Raw genomic sequence first — 17,861 nt, forward strand, 5'->3', positions numbered from 1 at the left:
CCTCATGAAGATGGGTGAGACGACAGCACAGTCTAGTGGGGGGCCCGCGATCACCAACGACCGCAGTCCGCGGCCGATCGGTACCCATTAGGGTCGACGGGTGAGGAAAATGTACCCGTGCGAGCGCGTCGATCTGGATTTCATCTCCGATGCCCCGTTCCGCTTCGTCAGCACGGTCGACTTGGCCCTCCCCCCCGAGCAGCTGTTCGAGGTGCTCTCGGACGCCGGGTCATGGCCGCAGTGGGCCAGTGTGATCACCGATGTGCGCTGGACCAGCCCGCAGCCCTATGACGTCGGCACCACCCGCACCGTCACGATGCGTGGCAACATCATCGGCGACGAGGAATTCCTGGCCTGGGAGCCCTACAGCCACATGGCCTTTCGGTTCAACGACGCGTCCACCGCCAGCATCGCGGCGTTCGCCGAGGATTACTGGATCGTGCCGACAGATCGGGGTTGCCACCTGACCTGGGTGATGGCGATGAAACCGAACGGCACGGCCGCCCGGCTGGGCATGACGGCCGGAAAGCCCTTGATGGCCTGGATGTTTCAAAGGTTCCTGCACAACCTGCGCCGATACACCGACCAACGGTACGGTTAGCGCCAGTCCCGGATCGCCGCGGCGAACGCGTGGGGCGCGTCGGACTGGACGAAGTGGCCCGCCCCGGCGACCAGTTCGACACGGTGATCGGAAAAGGTGTCCTTCCACCTGGTGAGTTCGCGGTCGCCGAACGCGATATCGCCGGTTCCCCAGATGATCAGCACCGGTAGCGACGCGATCGCCGGCAGCGTCGATGCGACCTCGGCCAGGAACTCCCGGCTCGCGGTGAGTTCACGAGGGAAGATCCCCGAGGCTTCGCGGCGCAGCGGGCTTGCCAGCGCCTGCTGATAGTGCGCCATCTCGTCTCCGGACGGCTTCCTGAGCCGGTGTCCGGCCGGGATCATCGCGTTGACGAACAGATTGAATTGCCTGATCAGCAGCCGCCCCAGCGGTCCTCCCATCACGCGGGACATGATCTGCACGTGCACCGCATCCGTCGGCCACGCCCAGGTGTTGCCCAGCACCAGACGCTCGACCGCCGCGGGGCGCCGGGCCAGGGCGGCCAGCCCGATGGGCCCGCCCCAGTCATGGACCACCAGCGTCACCGCACTCAGCGCCAGCTCGTCGATGAAATCGGTGATCACCTGCGCGTGATCGGCGGGCAGATACCCGTATCCCGGTGCCGCGACCGACAACCCGAATCCCGGGTAGTCGACGGCGACGCAGCGGAAATCGTCGCGCAGCTCCTTGATCACCTCGCGGTACACGAACGACCAGGTGGGATTGCCGTGCAGGAACAGCAGGGTAGGCCCACTGCCCTCGTCGATGTAGTGCACGGTGTGGCCGCCGATGTCGACGAACCGGCTGTCGAACGGGAACAGCTCGTCATCGACCCAGTCCGGTCGCTGTCGTACCACCATCGTCATCACCCTTCCGCCGTGTCACTTGATATAAGCAATTGAGCTTTAAAATATCAAGCGTGATCGCGCTGCGCATCCGCGCTAATAGACGCCGTCCCACGCTGCGCGCCGGCGGGCATCGGGGTCCTCGACGGTGACATCACGGGTCGACCGGATCACCAGGGTGCGCCGGAACTCGGCGTCATAGCGCGGCCATTCGCTGAGACCGTCGGTGGCGAAGTCCAGCCAGGTCCGCTGCATCCGCCTGCCCACCGAGGGCTGCACCCGCCGGCCCAGGGGATGCAGCTTGCGGCCCAGATAGGAGCCGTAGCTGTGCTGGATGTGCACGATCTCGCTGCCGTGCGTCGCGCCCAGCCCGAGCGCCTTCAGCGTCCACGTGGTGTGGTCGAAGCGGTACACGTGCGTCGCGGCGTCGCCGCTGTAGGCATCGGCGAACGCCCAGGTGGGCGCCCCGAACATGGCGTCGGACCCGAAATCGACCAGCGCCCGCCGGCGCGGGAACCCCGGATACGCGGCGAGCACCCGGTCCCGGGCCTGCGGCGCGCGGCGGGCGAAGAAGGCATCGATCCCGGCCGCCGTGGTGGGCAGCATCGGCGGCTTGCCCCAGGCGAACATCGACGCCTCGTGGCTGTTGGTGCCGATGATCAGCGGTACCCGTAGCACCGCGCCGGCGCGCGCCGCCTCGATCGGATGCTGCGGAAGCAGGTCCACGCCGTGGGTCAATCCGTATGCCAGCACCGGGGTCTGGGCCGCACTCTCCAATTGGATCTGTCCCGCGGCGCGGCGCAGCCGGCGCTGCGGGAGCGCCTTGAGCTCGTCGGCCCCGACCCCGAGCTCGGCCAGGAACGCCTGCGACTGACGTGCCCGCGACTCCCGATCCGCAATCAACGGCAACGCCGGGCTCTGTGCGATGGCCCGACTGAACAGACCCTCGGCGGCCGGGCTGGCCAGCAGCGCCAGCACCGAGGTCGCCCCCGCGGACTCACCGAACACCGTCACCTGCTCGGGATCTCCGCCGAACGCACCGATGTTCTCCCGGATCCAGCGCAGCGCCGCGATTTGATCACGCAAACACAGGTTGTCATCGAAACCGGGACCGAGATCGCCGAGCTCGAATCCGCCGAAGACACCGAGCCGATAGGTCACGTTGACCACCACGACATTGCCGTTGGCCGCCAGCCGGGAACCGTTGTAGAGCTGCAGTTGGCCCGCCCCGTAGACGAAGGCACCGCCGGGGATCCACACCATGACGGGTAACGATCCGCCCACATCGGGTGACCAGACCGTCACGGTCAGGCACGCTTCGTCGCGCATCTTGGGGTCATCGCGCCCGCCACCGACGAACGAACGGCCCTGCGGCGGCAGCGGACCGTGCTCGATGGCGTCCCGCACCCCCGACCACGGTCGCACCGGGCGAGGGGCCACGAAACGCAAGTCGCCCACCGGTTGTTGGGCGTACGCGACGCCGCGCCACACGCCGACCCCACCGTCGGTGGCGCCCCGGAGCAGGCCGTGCGCCGTCTCCACGATGGTTGTCAGTTCGGCGACAGGGGCCACCCCAGAATCGTAGTGTGGAAAGCTGAGCGCGGCTTGGACCAGGTGATGGTGCCGACACGCAGATGGGGTTGGTGAGGACGTTGACCTTCAACGAGGGTATGCAGATCGACACGAGCACCACCTCGAGCAGTGGCGGTCGGGGCGGGGGCGGGCGCGGGATCGCCGTCGGCGGGGGTATCGGCGGGCTCCTGCTGGTGGTGGTCGCCCTGTTCCTCGGGGTGGATCCGAGCAGCGTATTGCCCCAAGATCAGGTGCCGGGCATGGACACCCAGGGTGTCGACGCCTCGGGTTTCGATCTGAGCCAATGCAAGACCGGCGCGGACGCCAATGCGATCGTGCAATGCCGGGTGGTGGCCACCGGCAACTCCGTGGATGCGGTCTGGGCGCAACAGCTGCAGGGGTATCAGCGCCCGCAGGTCCGGCTGTTCACCGGGTCGGTGAACACCGGTTGCGGGCCGGCCGACAGCGCGGTGGGCCCGTTCTACTGCCCGTCGGACCGGACGGCCTATTTCGACACCGACTTCTTCGACGTGCTGGTCGACCAGTTCGGTTCCAGCGGTGGCCCGTTGGCCCAGGAATACGTGGTCGCCCATGAGTTCGGCCACCATGTGCAAAACCTGCTCGGAGTGCTCGGGCGCGCGCAGCAGGATCCGCAGGGCCCCACCGGCGGCGGGGTCCGCACCGAGCTGCAGGCCGATTGTTATGCCGGGGTCTGGGCCCACTACGCCTCCATCACCAAACAGGAGAGCACCGGCGAGCCGTTCTTGGAACCGTTGAGCGACAAGGACATCGCCGATGCGCTGTCCGCGGCGTCGTCGGTCGGCGACGACCGCATCCAGAAGCAGGCCACCGGACGGGTGAACCCGGAGGCCTGGACCCACGGCTCCTCGGCGCAGCGCCAGCAGTGGTTCACGCAGGGGTATCGGACCGGCGACCCGAACCAGTGCGACACCTTCGCCCCCGGGGCGCTGTGAGCGACGCGATCATCCCGGACGACAAGGACTGGACCTGGGTGCTTGCCCGGGCCTGCCCGGAGTGCGGTTTCGACCCCGCGACCGTGCGCGCCGCCGATGTCCCCGGCCGCATCCGTCGCGATGCCGCGGCCTGGGTCACCCGGCTGGCGCAGCCGGACGTCCGGGTCCGCCCACAACCCGGGGTGTGGTCGACACTCGAGTACGGCTGCCACATCCGTGATGTGCACCGCATCTTCGATCACCGCGTGCAGTTGATGCTGACCGAGGACGATCCGCGGTTCCCGAACTGGGACCAGGATGACACCGCCGTGGCCGAGGACTACTCGTCCCAAGATCCCGCGGTGGTCGCCGGCGAGCTGTCCGACGCGGCCACCACCGTCGCCGACCGCTACGACCGGGTACCCGCGGGCGGCTGGGCACGACGCGGATTGCGAAGCAATGGCAGCGAATTCACGGTCGCCACCATCGCGGTCTACCACCTGCACGATATCGTGCACCACGCCTGGGACGTGCGCACGGTGTGAGTCAGAGCCGCGACTGCTCCTTGATGCCGGTGTCGCTACTGCGCAGCGGGCGGATCAGTCCATCCTGGCAGAACGAGGCCAGCAGTTGGCCGTCCTCGGTATGCACGGTGCCGCGGACATGGGACATGCCGGCCCCGACCTGGGTGCTCTCGTGCCCGTACAACAGCCACCCCTGCCATTGCACGGGTTCGTGGAAGCTGACCGAGATGGTCATCGGCGCGGTCGACACCGTCAGATGCGCCTGTGCGGTGCCGATACCCTCGTGTGCGCGCATGGTGGTGGAGATCCCCAGGTGTCCGGTGAAATAGGCGATCAGTGCCTTGGCCAGCTCATCGCGACCCGGGATCGGGTCGTAGTGCAGCCAGGCGTACAACTCCGGCGGCCCGACCTCGTCGGGGCTGTTGACGTCGACGACATCGACGAGGCGGACCTCGCGCCCGCTCATCGGCATGATGGCGGGTTGAGCCGCCGCCGGACCCACCACATCCGCCTTGGGCAGGTGGTGGCGGATGACGTCGCCGGAGGGCACATCGGCGAGCACCGTGACGGTGATACACCGCTTGCCGTTCTGCGACGCGGTCACCACCGCGGTCGCCGTCGAACGGCCCTCGGAGAGCACGTCGATATCGAGCACTACCGGCGGCCCGACCAGCACGACACGGGCGAACACGGCGTAGGCCGATCGCACCGATTTGCCCGGGAAGCGTTTGGCCACCGCCACGATGGCCTGGGCGAGCACCTGGGTCCCCTCCACGACCTGACGATCGTCGGCGCCGGCGAGCCCGGTCTGGGCAATGAAGCGGTTGTCCCCGTCCGGACGGGGCTCGAAAAGCTCGAGCAGCCCCTCCAGCGTCCACTGCGCCTGCTGCTGCGCCTGATCCGATGTCGTCATCGTGCCCCTTCCTGGTGGCTCTGCAAAAACGGTAACGTCATTCTCGCGGGTTGCACAACACTCCGATCCCGAGGGGGTCCGTAGATGGCCAGACCCACGGCGCGCGGCACGGAGACCGAGTCGCGGCCCGCGCGATTCATGAGATCGGCCCTGGAGATCCTCGGCGAGACCGGCCGCACCGATTTCACCGTGCTGGCGGTGGTGGAACGCTCGAAGACCTCGCTGCGGTCGTTCTACCAGCACTACTCCAGCAAGGACGAGCTGCTGCTCGCCCTTGTCGACAGGATCATGGCCGAGTCGGCGGCACGGTGGCGCACCGACGTGGCCGGCCTGGACGCGATCGCGGCGCTACGCACCCTCGTCGAGCGGATCACCGCGCCGGCGGCATCCACCAAACAGGACAGCATCAACCGTGGCCTGACCTTCTACAACGATCATCTCGCCGAGACGCTGCCCCGCGAATATGCCCGCGTGCTGTCGCCGCTGCACGCGTTGATCAGGGACATCATCGTCGCCGGTGGCGCCGAGGGCGTATTCCGCGAAGCCTCCGACAGCGAGACCGACACCGCCGCCGCCCTCATCATGCAGACGATGCTCGGGGCGTTGCGGTTGCGCGTGCTGGGCGCCGAACTCAACGGCGCCCCGGTCGAGGGCCAGCACATCTTCGAATTCTGCGTGCGAAGTCTGCTGCGCGACCCGGGGCATCCGATCCGACCCCCATGGTAACGTCATTACCACTTCACGGAAATTGTCTTTTCAGAAGGCGGAAATGCCGCCCCGGCGATGACCTGCGTGTGACAGGAGCTACCCCATGACCGTTGCCGCCAACCCGGAACAGATGTTGTTCGCCTCCACCGCCCAGGCCTTCCTGGAGAAGGAGGCTTCCCTGCACAAGGTGCGCGAAATCCACAGCACTGGTGGCTCTTTCGATGCCCGATGGTGGCAGCGCGCCGCCGAGCTGGGCTGGGCTGGCCTACTGGTGCCCGAGGAGCTCGGTGGCGGCAGCGTTTCCGGGGACGGCATCGCCGATCTGGCGATGCTGGCCGAGCAGGCCGGGCGCACCGTGGCTCCCGGCCCGCTGCATCCGGTCAGCGTCGTGCTCGCCGGACTGGTCGAGGCGGCGCAGCACCACGAGGGGCTCATCGAGTCGCTGGTATCCGGCGAGACGGTCGCGAGCTGGGCGGTGTACGAACCCGGCGCCCCGTTCTCGCCGCTCACCCCCTCGCTCACCGCCACCGCGACCGACGGCGGCTACCGTCTCGACGGGGTGAAGGACCGGGTCGAATCCGGCGATGCCGCCGGGGTGCTGCTGGTGACCGCCGCACTGGACGGGGTGCCCCGTCAGTTCGTGGTGCCCACCGACACCGCCGGGGTGGGTATCGCGACCCAACGGTCGCTGGACATGGTGCGCCACTATGCGCGGGTGACATTCGACGGTGTCGAGGTCGGCGCCGACGCCGTGGTCGGCACGGCCGAGCAGACCGCGCACATCATCGAACGCCAGCGTCAGGTGGCGCTGGTCCTGCAATGCGCCGAGACCGTCGGCATCCTGGACGCGGTGCTGGCCATGACCAACCAGTGGCTCCTCGACCGGCACAGCTTCGGCCGGCCGCTGGCCTCCTATCAGGCGCTCAAGCATCGCTTCGCCGACATGAAGCTGTGGTTCGAGGCCGCCCGCGCCACCACCGCCGGTGCCGCCGAGGCAGTCGGTGCGCGATCCCCGCAGGCAGCCAAATTGGTCAGCGTCGCGAAAGCCTATGTCGGCGAGCGCGCCCCGGTGATGCTGCAGGACTGTGTCCAGCTGCACGGCGGCATCGGCGTCACGTGGGAGCACGACCTGCACCTGTACCTGCGCCGGGCGGCGCAGAACCGGGCGATGTTCGGCTCGCCCGAGGACCACCACCGAGTCATCTTCGACCTGAGCCGAAAGGTCCCCGCATGACGGACACCGCCCTGTCCACCCACACCGACGAGTCGGTCGCGGATTTCGCCGTCCGGGCCCGCACGTGGCTCGCCGAGAACATGCCGCCCATCGACCCCGACAACCCGCCGTTCATGGTGCGTGCCGAGCAGCAGTCGTGGGATCGCGCCAAGGCACTGCAACGCACGCTGCACGCGGGCGGTTTCGCCGGGATCTGCTTTCCCCGCGAGTACGGCGGTCTCGGGCTGGACATGGCCTACCAGAAGGCGTTCAACGCCGAATGCCGGGCCTACGAGATGCCGCTGATCCTGAACACGCCGTCGTTCACCATCTGCGCGGCGACCATCCTGGATGTCGGCAGCGAGGAACAGAAGCGGACGCGCATCTCGGCGGCCATCCGCGGCGACGAGATCCTGTGCCAGTTGCTGTCCGAACCCAGCGGCGGCTCCGATCTGGCCGGCGTGATCACCCGGGCCGACCGGGTCGGGGACAAGTGGATCATCAACGGCGCCAAGACCTGGAGCACCAGTGCGTTCGCCGCCGACTACGGCTTGATGCTGGCCCGCACCGACTGGAACGTCCCCAAACACGAGGGCCTCACCATGTTCCTGGTGCCGCTGAACGCACCCGGTATCACGATGCGCCGGATCACCGAGGTCAACGGCAACGAGGAGTTCTGCGAAGAGTTCTTCGACGGTCTGGAACTCGGCGACGACGCCGTGGTCGGCGCGGTCAACGACGGCTGGACCGTGGCGTCGCGCCAGCTGCATCACGAGCGGCGCGCCGTCGGTGGCGGATCCGAATTCGCCAGCGGCACAGGGGCGGAGAACGCCAGCGAGATGCCCCCCGATCATGTCGGGCTGGCCGAGGCGACCGGGCAGGGCGGCGATGCGCGGATCCAGGACCTGGCCGGGCGGGCGCTGGCTCGCCGCATCGTCAAGGAACAGCTCATCGAGCATGTGTCCCGGTGCATCGCGAACGGTTCGCTGCCACCCAACGCCGGAACCCTGATCCGGCTCTTCCACGCCGAGACCACCGAGCTCGAGATCGACACCGCGCTGGCCATCGCCGGTACCGCCGCAGTCGTCGACGACGACAATGCCCTGCTGGACATCGGCATACGCTATCTGTCCCGGCAGACCGGCTCACTGGGCGGCGGTAGCTCGGAGATGGCCCGCAACGTGATCGGCGAGCGGGTGCTCGGCTTCCCGCGCGAACCCGCCGCCGATCGCGGTGTGCCCTTCAATCAGGTCCGGCGCAACAAGACCTGATCGGCCGTCGGGTCAATCCGCCAGAGCCAGCACCTCGTCGAAGCCCGCCACCAGGCACGCGTGGAAGACATCGAAGTCGCCGATGGCGCCGGTGTCGACGTCGATGCCCAGCGCGCAGGTGTCGACATAGGTCAGCAGTGTCACGTTGACCGCCGCACCGATCGTCGGGCCGAACGCGTACTGCGCCACGACATGTGCGCCGCCGAGGAATACCGGGACCGGAACGCCCGGCACATCGCTGGCCAGGAAGTCGACGCGTCGCAGCACCGAACCGATGTACCAGCGGGGCATCAGGTTGAGCACCCCCGCGATCCACTGCGTGTAGGGCAGCGACCGCTCGCCGCGCACCCTCGCCGTGACGGCGTGCACGGCGGCTATCCGCTCGGCCGGATCGACGATGCCGGCGGGTACGTCGAAGCGCATCAACCCGATCCGGTTGCCACCCACCGCGTCGCTGTCGGTACGGAGGTTGATCGGCATCGTCAAGTGCAGGTCGCCGATCGTGACATCGTGCGCCTCGTGGTAGCGGCGCAACCCGCCCGCCAGCCCCGCCACGAATCCGTCGTTGAGGGCGCCGCCGCCACGGTGCGCCGCCCGCCGCAGCCGCGGCAGCGCCACCTCGTGCACGCCGAGCCGACGGATCAGCGAGCGCCGCGTCATCAGCGGTGATCCGGTGCGGTACACGGGCCGCACCGTGCGATAGATCGACGCGCCGGTCGCGGCGGCGGTTTCCACGCTGGCCAGCGGGTGCCGGATGCTGTGGAACAACAACTTCGGGGCCGCGGTGAGCGCCCCCGCCACCGCCGACGCCGCCAGGCCCGCGTCGAAACCGAGTACGTCCAGCGAATCTCCCAGCCACGACCGCACGTGCGCGTCCGGCGGGGCCGGCAACGGGGCGACCGCGCCGGCCGTTTCGGAGAGGTCGAACAGCGTCATCGCGATCTGGACACCCCCGACGCCATCGGTGAGGGCGTGATGGAACTTGCACAGCACCGCCGCCCCGCCGCCGGAGAGTCCGTCGATGAGCGTCACGTACCAGAGCGGGCGGGCCCGGTCGAAGTCCTCCATCTCGGCGAGCCGGGCCATCTCCAGCAATCCGCCGAGATCCCCTGGGGCGGGCGCGGCCGCCCGGCGGACGTGGAAGTCCAGATCGAAATCGGGCATGTCCACCCAGCGCGGGGGCGCCGGCGGCGGGGACGCCACGACGCGTTGGCGCAGCATGGGTAATCGCCGGCTGACGGCATCGAACCGATCGCGCACCGCATCCCATGCCGGCGACCTGTCCAGGATCAGCAAGGTCACAACGGTCGATCGCAACCGGGGATCGCTTTCCATCGCCCACGTGAACGCGTCACTGCCACGCATGAACTCGGTCATGACAACCAGCCTGCGCGCACCGCTGAGGGGGCGGCGCGGACCGGTGGCGGTGGGGACCTATCTCGTCGTATTGAGGACTTAAGCCCCCTCGTCGTTGCGCGACGGCGGCATACCGTCGACCCGTGGCGTCTGGCGCGCCGCGCCACATACAGGAAGGACGACGATGTCCGAGACGCTGGAATCCCTGCCCCCCTCCCCCGGCACCCGGCAAGGTCCGCGGGCCGGCCTGGGTCTGGCCGCACTGACGGCGATCGTCGTCGGATCCATGATCGGCAGCGGCATCTTCGCCCTGCCGTCGCAGATGGCGGCCAGCGCCGCGCCCGGCCCCCTGCTCATCGGCTGGGTGATCACCGGCGTCGGCATGTTGACGCTGGCCTTCGTCTTCCAGACCCTGGCCAGCCGCAAGCCGGATGTCGATGGTGGCGTCTACGGTTATGCCCGAGCCGGATTCGGCAACTACATCGGCTTCACCTCGGCGTTCGGCTACTGGGTGTCGGCCTGGGTGGGCAACGTCGCCTACCTGGTCCTGCTGTTCTCCACGCTGGGCTACTTCTTCCCCCAGTTCGAGGGCGGCGCAACCGTTCCCGCGATCTTCGGCGCGTCGGTGGTGCTGTGGATCGTGCACGCCATGACGCTGCGGGGCGTGCAGACGGCGGCATTCGTCAACGTCGTGGTGACCATCGCGAAGGTGGTCCCGATCCTGGTGTTCATCGCCATCGCCGCCGTCGGGTTCAACGCGGGATTGTTCTCCGCCGACTTCTGGGGCAAGACCACCCAGATCGACGGCGTGCCCCTGGGCGACACGATGGCGCAGGTCAAGAACATGATGCTGGTGACGGTGTGGGTGTTCATCGGTATCGAGGGTGCCTCGGTCTACTCCCAGCGCGCCGCCCGGCGCCGCGATGTCGGGCGGGCCACCGTGCTCGGCTTCGTCGGGGTGCTGGCGCTGCTGCTGATGGTCAACCTGCTGTCCTACGGCCTGATGGCGCAGGCCGAGCTGGCCGGTGTACCGGACCCGTCGATGGCCGGTGTGTTGGAGAGCCAGGTGGGCCACTGGGGTGCCGCCCTGATCTCGATCGGTCTGGTCATCTCGCTGCTGGGCGCGCTGATCGCCTGGGTGCTGCTGTGCGTGGAGATTCTGCGCCTGCCCGCACTGGAGCACGTGATGCCGAAAGCGCTGGCCCGCGAGAACACGCACGGCGCACCGGCCAGCGCGCTGTGGCTGACCAACCTGTGCGTCCAGGCGCTGCTGTTGTGGACGCTGGCCAACTCGAGCACCTATACCAACCTGGTTTATCTCGCGACGTCGCTGATCCTGCTGCCCTACCTGTGGTCGGCCGCCTATCAGGTGCTGTTGGCGCTGCGCGGCGAAACCTACGAGGCCGGCCACCGCCGGGCCCGGGATCTGGTCATCGGTGCGGTGGCCCTCGGCTACGCGGTGTGGCTGGTGTATGCCGGCGGCTGGCAGTACCTGCTGGTGGCGGCGGTGTTCTACCTGGTGGGCACCGCGCTCTACCTGTGGGCGCGCCGGGAAAGCCGGTTACCGGCGTTCTCCAAACCCGAGTGGGCCGTCTTCGCGGTGGTCACCGTGACCGCGGTGCTGGCCGTCACCATGATGGCCACCGGCAACCTGGCGGTCCTGTGAACGCCCACGGCTCCCGGCTCGGCGTCTGGTCCGAGGCCGGCCGGCTGCGGCGAGTGATGGTCTGCGCGCCGGGTCTGGCCCACCAGCGGCTCACCCCGGACAACTGCCACGAGTTGCTCTTCGACGATGTCATCTGGCTGCAGCAGGCCCGCCGCGACCACTTCGATTTCGTCGCCAAGATGGTCGACCGCGGCGTGGAGGTGCTCGAACTGCAGAGCCTGCTCGCCGACGTCGTGGCGCAGCCCGCGGCACTGGAGTGGCTGCTGGACCGCAAGATCACCGACGACCTGGTGGGGCCCGTGCTGACCCGTGAGATCAGGGCCTGGCTGACCGAGCAGTCGTCGGATCGGTTGGCGGAGCTGCTCATTGGCGGTGTCGCCTATCAGGACGTGGTCGATGAGGTGGACGGCGGCTTCCTTTCGCTGTTCAGCTCGCTGGACCCGGCCGGGTTCGTCATCCGGCCGCTGCCCAACACCCAATTCATGCGCGACAACTCGTCGTGGATCTTCTCCGGGGTCACCCTCAACCCGATGTACTGGCCCGCGCGGCGCCAGGAGACGCTGCTCACCACCGCGGTCTACAAATTCCATCCCGCCTTCGCCGACGAGAAGTTCGATGTGTGGCTGGGTGACACCGACGGACGTCCGGCCGATCATGGTCTCGCCACCCTGGAGGGCGGCGATGTGATGCCGATCGGCAAGGGGCTCGTCGTGATCGGGATGGGCGAGCGGACATCTCATCAGGCGATCACCCAGGTGGCACGCAACCTCTTCGCCGCGGGTGCGGCCGAGCGGGTGATCATCGCCAGCCTGCCGAAGACCCGTTCGGCCATGCATCTGGACACCGTGTTCACCTTCTGCGACCACGATCTGGTGACGGCCTTCGCGCCGGTGGTCGACGGCATCGTGCCGATCAGCCTGCGACCCGACGAGTCCGCGCCGTCCGGCTTGGACATTCGCCGCGAGAAGCGCGGGCTGGTCGCGACCATCGGTGAGGCACTCGGTGTCGACTTCCGCGTCGTCAGCACCGCCGGGGACGTGTACGGGATCCAGCGCGAACAGTGGGACGACGGCAACAACGTCGTGGCGCTGCAGCCGGGTGTCGTCATCGGCTATGACCGCAACACCCTGACCAACACGGCGTTGCGCAAGGCCGGCGTCGAGGTCGTCACCATCGACGCCAGCGAGCTCGGCCGCGGGCGCGGCGGCGGCCGGTGCATGACCTGCCCGATCCTGCGTGACCCGCTCTATACCTGACCCCCGCCCCGAAGGAATCCGGCCATGGCGTTCAACAATCGGAATCGCAGCCTGCTCAGCCTCGTCCACCACACCGACCGTGACCTGCTCTACCTGCTCCAACTGTCCCGAGATCTCAAGAACGCCAAATACTCCGGGGTGGCGCGGCCGCGGCTGGTCGGCAAGAACATCGCCCTGATCTTCGAGAAGACCTCCACCCGGACGCGCTGCGCTTTCGAGGTGGCCGCCTACGACGAGGGGGCGCACGTGACGTTCATCGATCCCGCCTCGTCCCAGATCGGGCGCAAGGAGTCGATGAAGGACACCGCCCGGGTACTGGGGCGGATGTATGACGCGATCGAGTACCGAGGGGCCGGCCAGCGGACCGTCGAGGAACTCGCGGACTACGCCGGGGTTCCGGTGTTCAACGGGTTGACCGACGATTTCCATCCGACACAGATGCTCGCCGATGTCCTCACCATGACCGAGCACTGCCCGAAACCGTTGACCGACATCGCTTTCGCCTTCGTCGGCGACGGGCGTAACAACGTCGCCAACTCGTTGCTGCTGGTGGCCGCCAAGCTCGGGATGGATGTCCGGATCGGCGCACCGAAACAGCTGTGGCCGGACGCGGATCACCGGGCGCTGTGCCAGGAATTCGCCGCCGTGTCCGGCGCGCGGATCACCGTCACCGAGGATCCGGCCGCGGCCGTGGCAGGGGTCGACTTCGTCTACACCGACGTCTGGGTCTCGATGGGCGAACCCATGGACACCTGGGGTGAGCGGGTCGACCTGCTGCTGCCCTACCAGGTCAACTCCGCGCTGCTGTCCGCGGCCGGAAATCCGCGGGTCAGGTTCATGCACTGCCTACCGGCATATCACAACTGCGACACCGAGATCGGGGCGCAGATCGCCGCACGGTATCCAGGTCTGGCCAACGGGGTGGAGGTCACCGACGAGGTCTTCGAGGGGCCGGCGAACATCGCGTTCGAGCAGGCCGAGAACCGGATGCACACCATCAAGGCGGTCCTCGTGGCCGCGCTGGGCTGACCGTCATGCGGATCGTCATCGCCTTGGGCGGCAACGCGATTCTGCGGCGCGGGCAGCCCATGACCGCGGAGAACCAGCGGGCCAACATCCGGCTGGCCGCACAGTCCATCGCCGCGATCGCCCCCGGTAATGAGATTGTCATCGCCCACGGCAACGGCCCGCAGGTCGGGCTGCTCGCCCTGCAGGCGGCCGCCTACCACGAGGTGGCGCCCTATCCGCTGGACGTGCTCGGGGCCCAGACGGAGGCGATGATCGGCTATGTCATCGAACAGGAGCTGGGCAACCTGCTGCCCGTCGGCCAGCCGCTGGCCACCCTGCTCACGATGATCGAAGTCGATCGCGATGACCCCGCGTTCGATCACCCCACCAAGCCGATCGGGCCGGTCTACGACCGGGAGACCGCGCAGCGCCTGGCCGCGGCGCACGGCTGGAGCATCGCCCCCGACGGTGACCGGTTTCGGCGCGTCGTCGCCAGCCCGGCACCCAGGCGGATCTTCGAGATCGAGGCCATCCGCTGTCTGGTGGAGCACGGGGTGATCGTGATCTGCGCCGGCGGCGGTGGCATCCCCACCCGCTACGACGACAACGGCGACCTGTGTGGCGTCGAGGCGGTCATCGACAAGGATCTCGCGTCGGCGCTGCTGGCCGAGCAACTCGGTGCCGACCTGCTCGTCATCGCCACCGATGTCGACGCCGTCTACACCGGCTGGGGTACCCCGCAGCAGGCCCGGCTCGGGCGGACCACACCCGAGGAACTCGCCGGGCTGAATCTGCCCGCCGGTTCGATGGGGCCGAAAGCGCAAGCCGCCGGCGACTTTGCGCGTCACACCGGCAACGAAGCGGTGATCGGTTCGCTCGCCCAGATCACCGATATCGTCGAGGGAACGGCGGGGACCCGGGTGCGGCGCGGCACCGCACACTGACCGGAAATCCAGTTGCACGTGGGCGCCGAGCGCCGACATGATCGCCGACATGCCCGCGATACTCGATGTCGAGCAGTTCATGGCCGACGGCTTCGTCAAGATCGAGGCCGCCTTCGATCGTGAGCTCGGCCTGCGCTGCCAGCAGCAGCTGTGGCGGGCCGTCGATCTGGACCCGGGCGACCCGGCGACCTGGACCGAGCCCCTGATCCGGGTGCCTGCCATGGCGACACCCGAGTTCGCCGCCTCGGCCAACACCGAGGTTCTCACCGCGGCGTTCGACGCGCTCGTCGGGAAGGCACACTGGCGGCCACTGCGGGGGATGGGCACCTTTGTATCGCGCTTCCCGAGCACCGAGGCTCCGCGCGAGGCCGGCTGGCATGTCGAGGCGTCGTTCTACGACGCCGCGGGACCGCGGTTGAGCCTGCGTTCGCGCGGCCGGGCACTGCTGATGCTGTTGCTGTACTCCGATGTCGGCCGGGATGACGCACCGACCGCGATTCGGGTCGGGTCACACCTGGCCGTGCCGAAGGTCTTGGCGCAGTATGGTTCCGACGGCGCCGCATGGATGTCGGTCTGTGAGCGGGTGGTCCCAGCGACCGAGAACTGCGAAATCGTCTCGGTGACAGGAAATATCGGCGACGTCTACCTGTGCCACCCGTTCGTCGTACACAGCGGCACCGCGCACCGCGGCACGGTGCCGCGGTTCATGGCGCAGCCCGCGCTGGAGCCCACCGGGGAACTCGACCTGACGGCCGAATATCCGAGCCCGGTGGCCGTCGCCGTGCGCAGAGGGCTCGGCGAGGACCATCCGGTCTAGAACAGGGTGGGGTGCGCCGGTGCCGTGACTTCGGAGGAAACGGCACCGGCGCGCGCCATGGGCCCACGCCCAGTCAATCGGTACCGGGTGAGCAGCGGCGCGACGCGGGCGCGCAGCTTATCGCGGTACTCCGGCGGCAGGTAGGCCCCGCGCCGGTACAAACTGCGGTATCGGAAGACCAGTTCGGGATGCGCCCGCTGCAGCCACGCCATGAACCAGTCGCGGGTGGCGCCGCGCAGGTGCAACCCGAACACCGTGGCGCTGGTGGCGCCGGCGTCGGCGATCGCGCGCAGCAGCGCCTCGAGATGCTCGGGAGAATCGGTCAGCCCGGGGAGCACGGGTGCCACCATCACGTGGCAGTCCAGCCCGGCGTCGCGGATCGCGGAGATCAGCGCCAACCGGGCCTGCGGTGCCGGGGTGCCGGGTTCGAGGTCGCGCTGCAGCTCGGGGTCGACGACGGCCAGCGAGATCGACACACTGGCGCCCGGACCGTCCTGCTCGGCCGCGGCGATCAACGGCAGATCGCGGCGCACCAAGGTGCCCTTGGTCAGGATCGAATACGGCGTGCCGGATTCGGCGAGGGCGTTCAAGATGCCCGGCATCAGCCGGTAGCGGCCTTCGGCGCGCTGGTAGGGATCGGTGTTGGTACCCAGTGCCACCGTCTCCCTGGTCCACGAGGGCCGGCGCAATTCGCGGGAAAGAACCTCGGCCACATTGGTTTTCACCACGACCTGGGTGTCGAAATCCGCACCGGGGTCGAAGTCCAGATATTCGTGGGTCGGCCGGGCGAAGCAGTACCGGCAGGCGTGGGAACAGCCACGGTAGCCGTTGACGGTGTACCGAAACGGCAGCATCGCCGCATTCGGTACCTTGTTCAGCGCGGACTTGCACAAGACCTCGTGGAACGTGATCGCGTCGAACTCCGGTGTGCGGACACTGCGGACGAAACCGAGCCGCGCCAGACCCGGCAGTGCGCCGTCGTCGGCGCGTGCGCTCTGTCCGTCCCATCGCATAGATTCATCGAACATTTGTTCGATGAGATTGTCAAGCGGGGATCAGGGCCGTGCCTCGAAGACCAGGTTGAACGGGGTCTCGGCGACGCGGCGGAACCGGGTGAAGCCGGCATCGTCGACCAGCACTTGGGCCAGTCGGCGCTCCCCCGCCTGCGCGCCGAGCGCCGGGCCCTGCTGTGCCAGCGATACCGGCACGCAGATGAGCGAGGACGCTCCGTAGAACACCCGGCCCACCGGGTTGAGGTTGTCGGCCACGGTGTCGCCGGCGAACGGCTCCACCAGCATGCAGTGGCCGTCGGGTTTCAGTGACCGGCGCGCGTGGCTCGCGGCTCCGGCGGGATCCGCCATATCGTGCAGGCAGTCGAAGAAGGCGATCAGGTCGTAGTCACCGCCCTGATAACCGGTCGCGTCGGCCACCTCGAAGGACGCGTTGGCAACCCCGGCCTGCGCGGCGTGCTCCCGGGCCGTCGCGATCGAGGCGTCGTGATAGTCGATGCCGACGAACTGCGACTCCGGAAAGGCCTGTGCCATCAGAATTGTGGTGACCCCGTGCCCACACCCGATATCGGCCACCTTCGCCCCGGCGGCGAGCTTGTCGACGACACCGTCGAGCGCGGGCAGCCAGGAGTCCAACAAGTGGGCACGGTAGCCGGCCCGGAAGAAGCGTTCGGTCCCGCCGAACAGGCAGGGATGGTGATCTCCCCACTCCATCCCCGCGCCGCTGCGAAAGTTCTGCACCGCGCGCGACTTGACGTGAAACAGGTCCTCGACCACCGCATAGCCGCCGGGTAGGTCCACCGGCCCGTCCGGGTCGGCCAGGCACAGTGCCTGCTCCTCGGAGAGGAAGTAGGTCCCCGTGGCGCTTTCGTACTCCACGTAACCGCCGGCGGCCTGATTGGCCAGCCACTCGCGTACGTATCGCTCGACGGTGCCGGTACGGGCGGCCAACTCGGCCGGTGTGCAGCGCCCCTCGGCCAGCGCCGCGTACAGCCCGAGTTCGTCACCGATCAGCACCAGGGTGGCGCTCATCGACGCCCCGAGATCACCCACCGCCTTGTTCAGAAACGCTTGGAGTTTGCCCTCGTCGACGGCCATCACAGGCTCCTTCGCCCGCGGCACCCGGGCGGATGCCCGCAAACTCCGAATTTACTCCGCGACGCGACCGGTCACCGAGAAATGACCGATCCGCCCCCGCGCCCAG

The 17,861-nt window shown here is 68.3% G+C and carries 17 protein-coding genes; 11 read left to right on the plus strand and 6 right to left on the minus strand.

The window, feature by feature from the left end; all coding sequences use genetic code 11:
- Window positions 1–109 precede the first annotated feature (109 nt).
- A complete protein-coding gene (locus A7U43_RS17980; RefSeq protein ID WP_067998053.1) occupies window positions 110–601 on the plus strand; it encodes an SRPBCC family protein in 492 nt (163 codons plus the stop codon).
- Here the strand turns inward: A7U43_RS17980 and A7U43_RS17985 are convergent.
- Both A7U43_RS17985 and A7U43_RS17990 read right to left on the minus strand, forming a co-directional pair.
- Window positions 598–1,461: an alpha/beta fold hydrolase gene (locus tag A7U43_RS17985; RefSeq protein ID WP_068003051.1), complete on the minus strand. Its 864-nt coding sequence runs from the start codon at window positions 1,459–1,461 to the stop codon at window positions 598–600. The two genes, A7U43_RS17980 and A7U43_RS17985, sit on opposite strands and share 4 nt — an antisense overlap.
- Window positions 1,462–1,542: 81 nt before the next feature.
- Entirely contained in the window at window positions 1,543–3,018 is a 1,476-nt protein-coding gene (locus A7U43_RS17990; RefSeq protein WP_067998056.1) for a carboxylesterase/lipase family protein, read from the minus strand.
- 80 nt (window positions 3,019–3,098) lie between these two features.
- Here A7U43_RS17990 and ypfJ point away from each other — a divergent pair, with 80 nt between their 5' ends.
- Together ypfJ and A7U43_RS18000 are read left to right on the plus strand one after the other, a co-directional pair.
- The gene (ypfJ, locus tag A7U43_RS17995; protein WP_068003053.1) at window positions 3,099–3,992 is read left to right on the plus strand and encodes a KPN_02809 family neutral zinc metallopeptidase; all 894 of its coding nucleotides are present in this window, start codon (window positions 3,099–3,101) and stop codon (window positions 3,990–3,992) included.
- Window positions 3,989–4,516: a DinB family protein gene (locus tag A7U43_RS18000; protein ID WP_067998059.1), complete on the plus strand. Its 528-nt coding sequence runs from the start codon at window positions 3,989–3,991 to the stop codon at window positions 4,514–4,516. The genes ypfJ and A7U43_RS18000 overlap by 4 nt, the downstream gene beginning before the upstream one ends.
- Before the next feature lies 1 nt (window position 4,517).
- On the opposite strand, the gene A7U43_RS18005 is transcribed toward A7U43_RS18000, so the two are convergent.
- Window positions 4,518–5,408 carry an acyl-CoA thioesterase gene (locus A7U43_RS18005; protein ID WP_067998062.1) on the minus strand — a complete coding sequence of 297 codons (891 nt, stop codon included), beginning with the start codon at window positions 5,406–5,408 and terminating at the stop codon, window positions 4,518–4,520.
- 84 nt (window positions 5,409–5,492) lie between these two features.
- On the opposite strand from A7U43_RS18005, the gene A7U43_RS18010 reads away from it, so the two are divergent.
- The 3 genes from A7U43_RS18010 (at window position 5,493) to A7U43_RS18020 (ending at window position 8,600) form a co-directional block, all read left to right on the plus strand.
- On the plus strand, window positions 5,493–6,134 hold the full coding sequence (locus A7U43_RS18010) for a TetR/AcrR family transcriptional regulator (RefSeq protein ID WP_067998065.1): 642 nt from the start codon (window positions 5,493–5,495) through the stop codon (window positions 6,132–6,134).
- An 85-nt stretch (window positions 6,135–6,219) separates the two neighbouring features.
- Window positions 6,220–7,350: an acyl-CoA dehydrogenase family protein gene (locus tag A7U43_RS18015; RefSeq protein WP_067998067.1), complete on the plus strand. Its 1,131-nt coding sequence runs from the start codon at window positions 6,220–6,222 to the stop codon at window positions 7,348–7,350.
- Window positions 7,347–8,600 carry an acyl-CoA dehydrogenase family protein gene (locus A7U43_RS18020; RefSeq protein WP_067998069.1) on the plus strand — a complete coding sequence of 418 codons (1,254 nt, stop codon included), beginning with the start codon at window positions 7,347–7,349 and terminating at the stop codon, window positions 8,598–8,600. Before A7U43_RS18015 ends, A7U43_RS18020 begins: the two co-directional genes overlap by 4 nt.
- Window positions 8,601–8,612: 12 nt before the next feature.
- Here A7U43_RS18020 and A7U43_RS18025 read toward each other — a convergent pair whose 3' ends face one another.
- Entirely contained in the window at window positions 8,613–9,977 is a 1,365-nt protein-coding gene (locus A7U43_RS18025; RefSeq protein ID WP_067998071.1) for a wax ester/triacylglycerol synthase domain-containing protein, read from the minus strand.
- 163 nt (window positions 9,978–10,140) lie between these two features.
- On the opposite strand from A7U43_RS18025, the gene arcD reads away from it, so the two are divergent.
- The 5 genes from arcD to A7U43_RS18050 are packed head-to-tail and all read left to right on the plus strand — an operon-like array spanning window position 10,141 to window position 15,647.
- Window positions 10,141–11,622 (plus strand): arginine-ornithine antiporter, encoded by a 1,482-nt coding sequence (gene arcD, locus A7U43_RS18030; RefSeq protein ID WP_082902195.1) that lies wholly within the window; start codon window positions 10,141–10,143, stop codon window positions 11,620–11,622.
- A gap of 56 nt (window positions 11,623–11,678) precedes the next feature.
- On the plus strand, window positions 11,679–12,878 hold the full coding sequence (locus tag A7U43_RS18035) for an arginine deiminase (protein ID WP_068003056.1): 1,200 nt from the start codon (window positions 11,679–11,681) through the stop codon (window positions 12,876–12,878).
- A 24-nt stretch (window positions 12,879–12,902) separates the two neighbouring features.
- Entirely contained in the window at window positions 12,903–13,907 is a 1,005-nt protein-coding gene (locus A7U43_RS18040; protein WP_067998073.1) for an ornithine carbamoyltransferase, read from the plus strand.
- Window positions 13,908–13,912: 5 nt separating this feature from the next.
- Entirely contained in the window at window positions 13,913–14,830 is a 918-nt protein-coding gene (arcC, locus tag A7U43_RS18045; protein ID WP_067998075.1) for a carbamate kinase, read from the plus strand.
- Between the two features lie 49 nt (window positions 14,831–14,879).
- A complete protein-coding gene (locus A7U43_RS18050; RefSeq protein WP_068003061.1) occupies window positions 14,880–15,647 on the plus strand; it encodes a phytanoyl-CoA dioxygenase family protein in 768 nt (255 codons plus the stop codon).
- Here A7U43_RS18050 and A7U43_RS18055 read toward each other — a convergent pair.
- On the minus strand, window positions 15,644–16,660 hold the full coding sequence (locus tag A7U43_RS18055) for an Rv2578c family radical SAM protein (protein WP_068003065.1): 1,017 nt from the start codon (window positions 16,658–16,660) through the stop codon (window positions 15,644–15,646). The genes A7U43_RS18050 and A7U43_RS18055 overlap by 4 nt on opposite strands.
- Before the next feature lie 42 nt (window positions 16,661–16,702).
- A complete protein-coding gene (locus A7U43_RS18060; protein ID WP_067998077.1) occupies window positions 16,703–17,755 on the minus strand; it encodes a class I SAM-dependent methyltransferase in 1,053 nt (350 codons plus the stop codon).
- Between the last annotated feature and the right edge of the window lie 106 nt (window positions 17,756–17,861).

The sequence above is a fragment of the Mycobacterium adipatum genome, from assembly GCF_001644575.1.
Classification (GTDB): Bacteria; Actinomycetota; Actinomycetes; order Mycobacteriales; family Mycobacteriaceae; genus Mycobacterium; species Mycobacterium adipatum.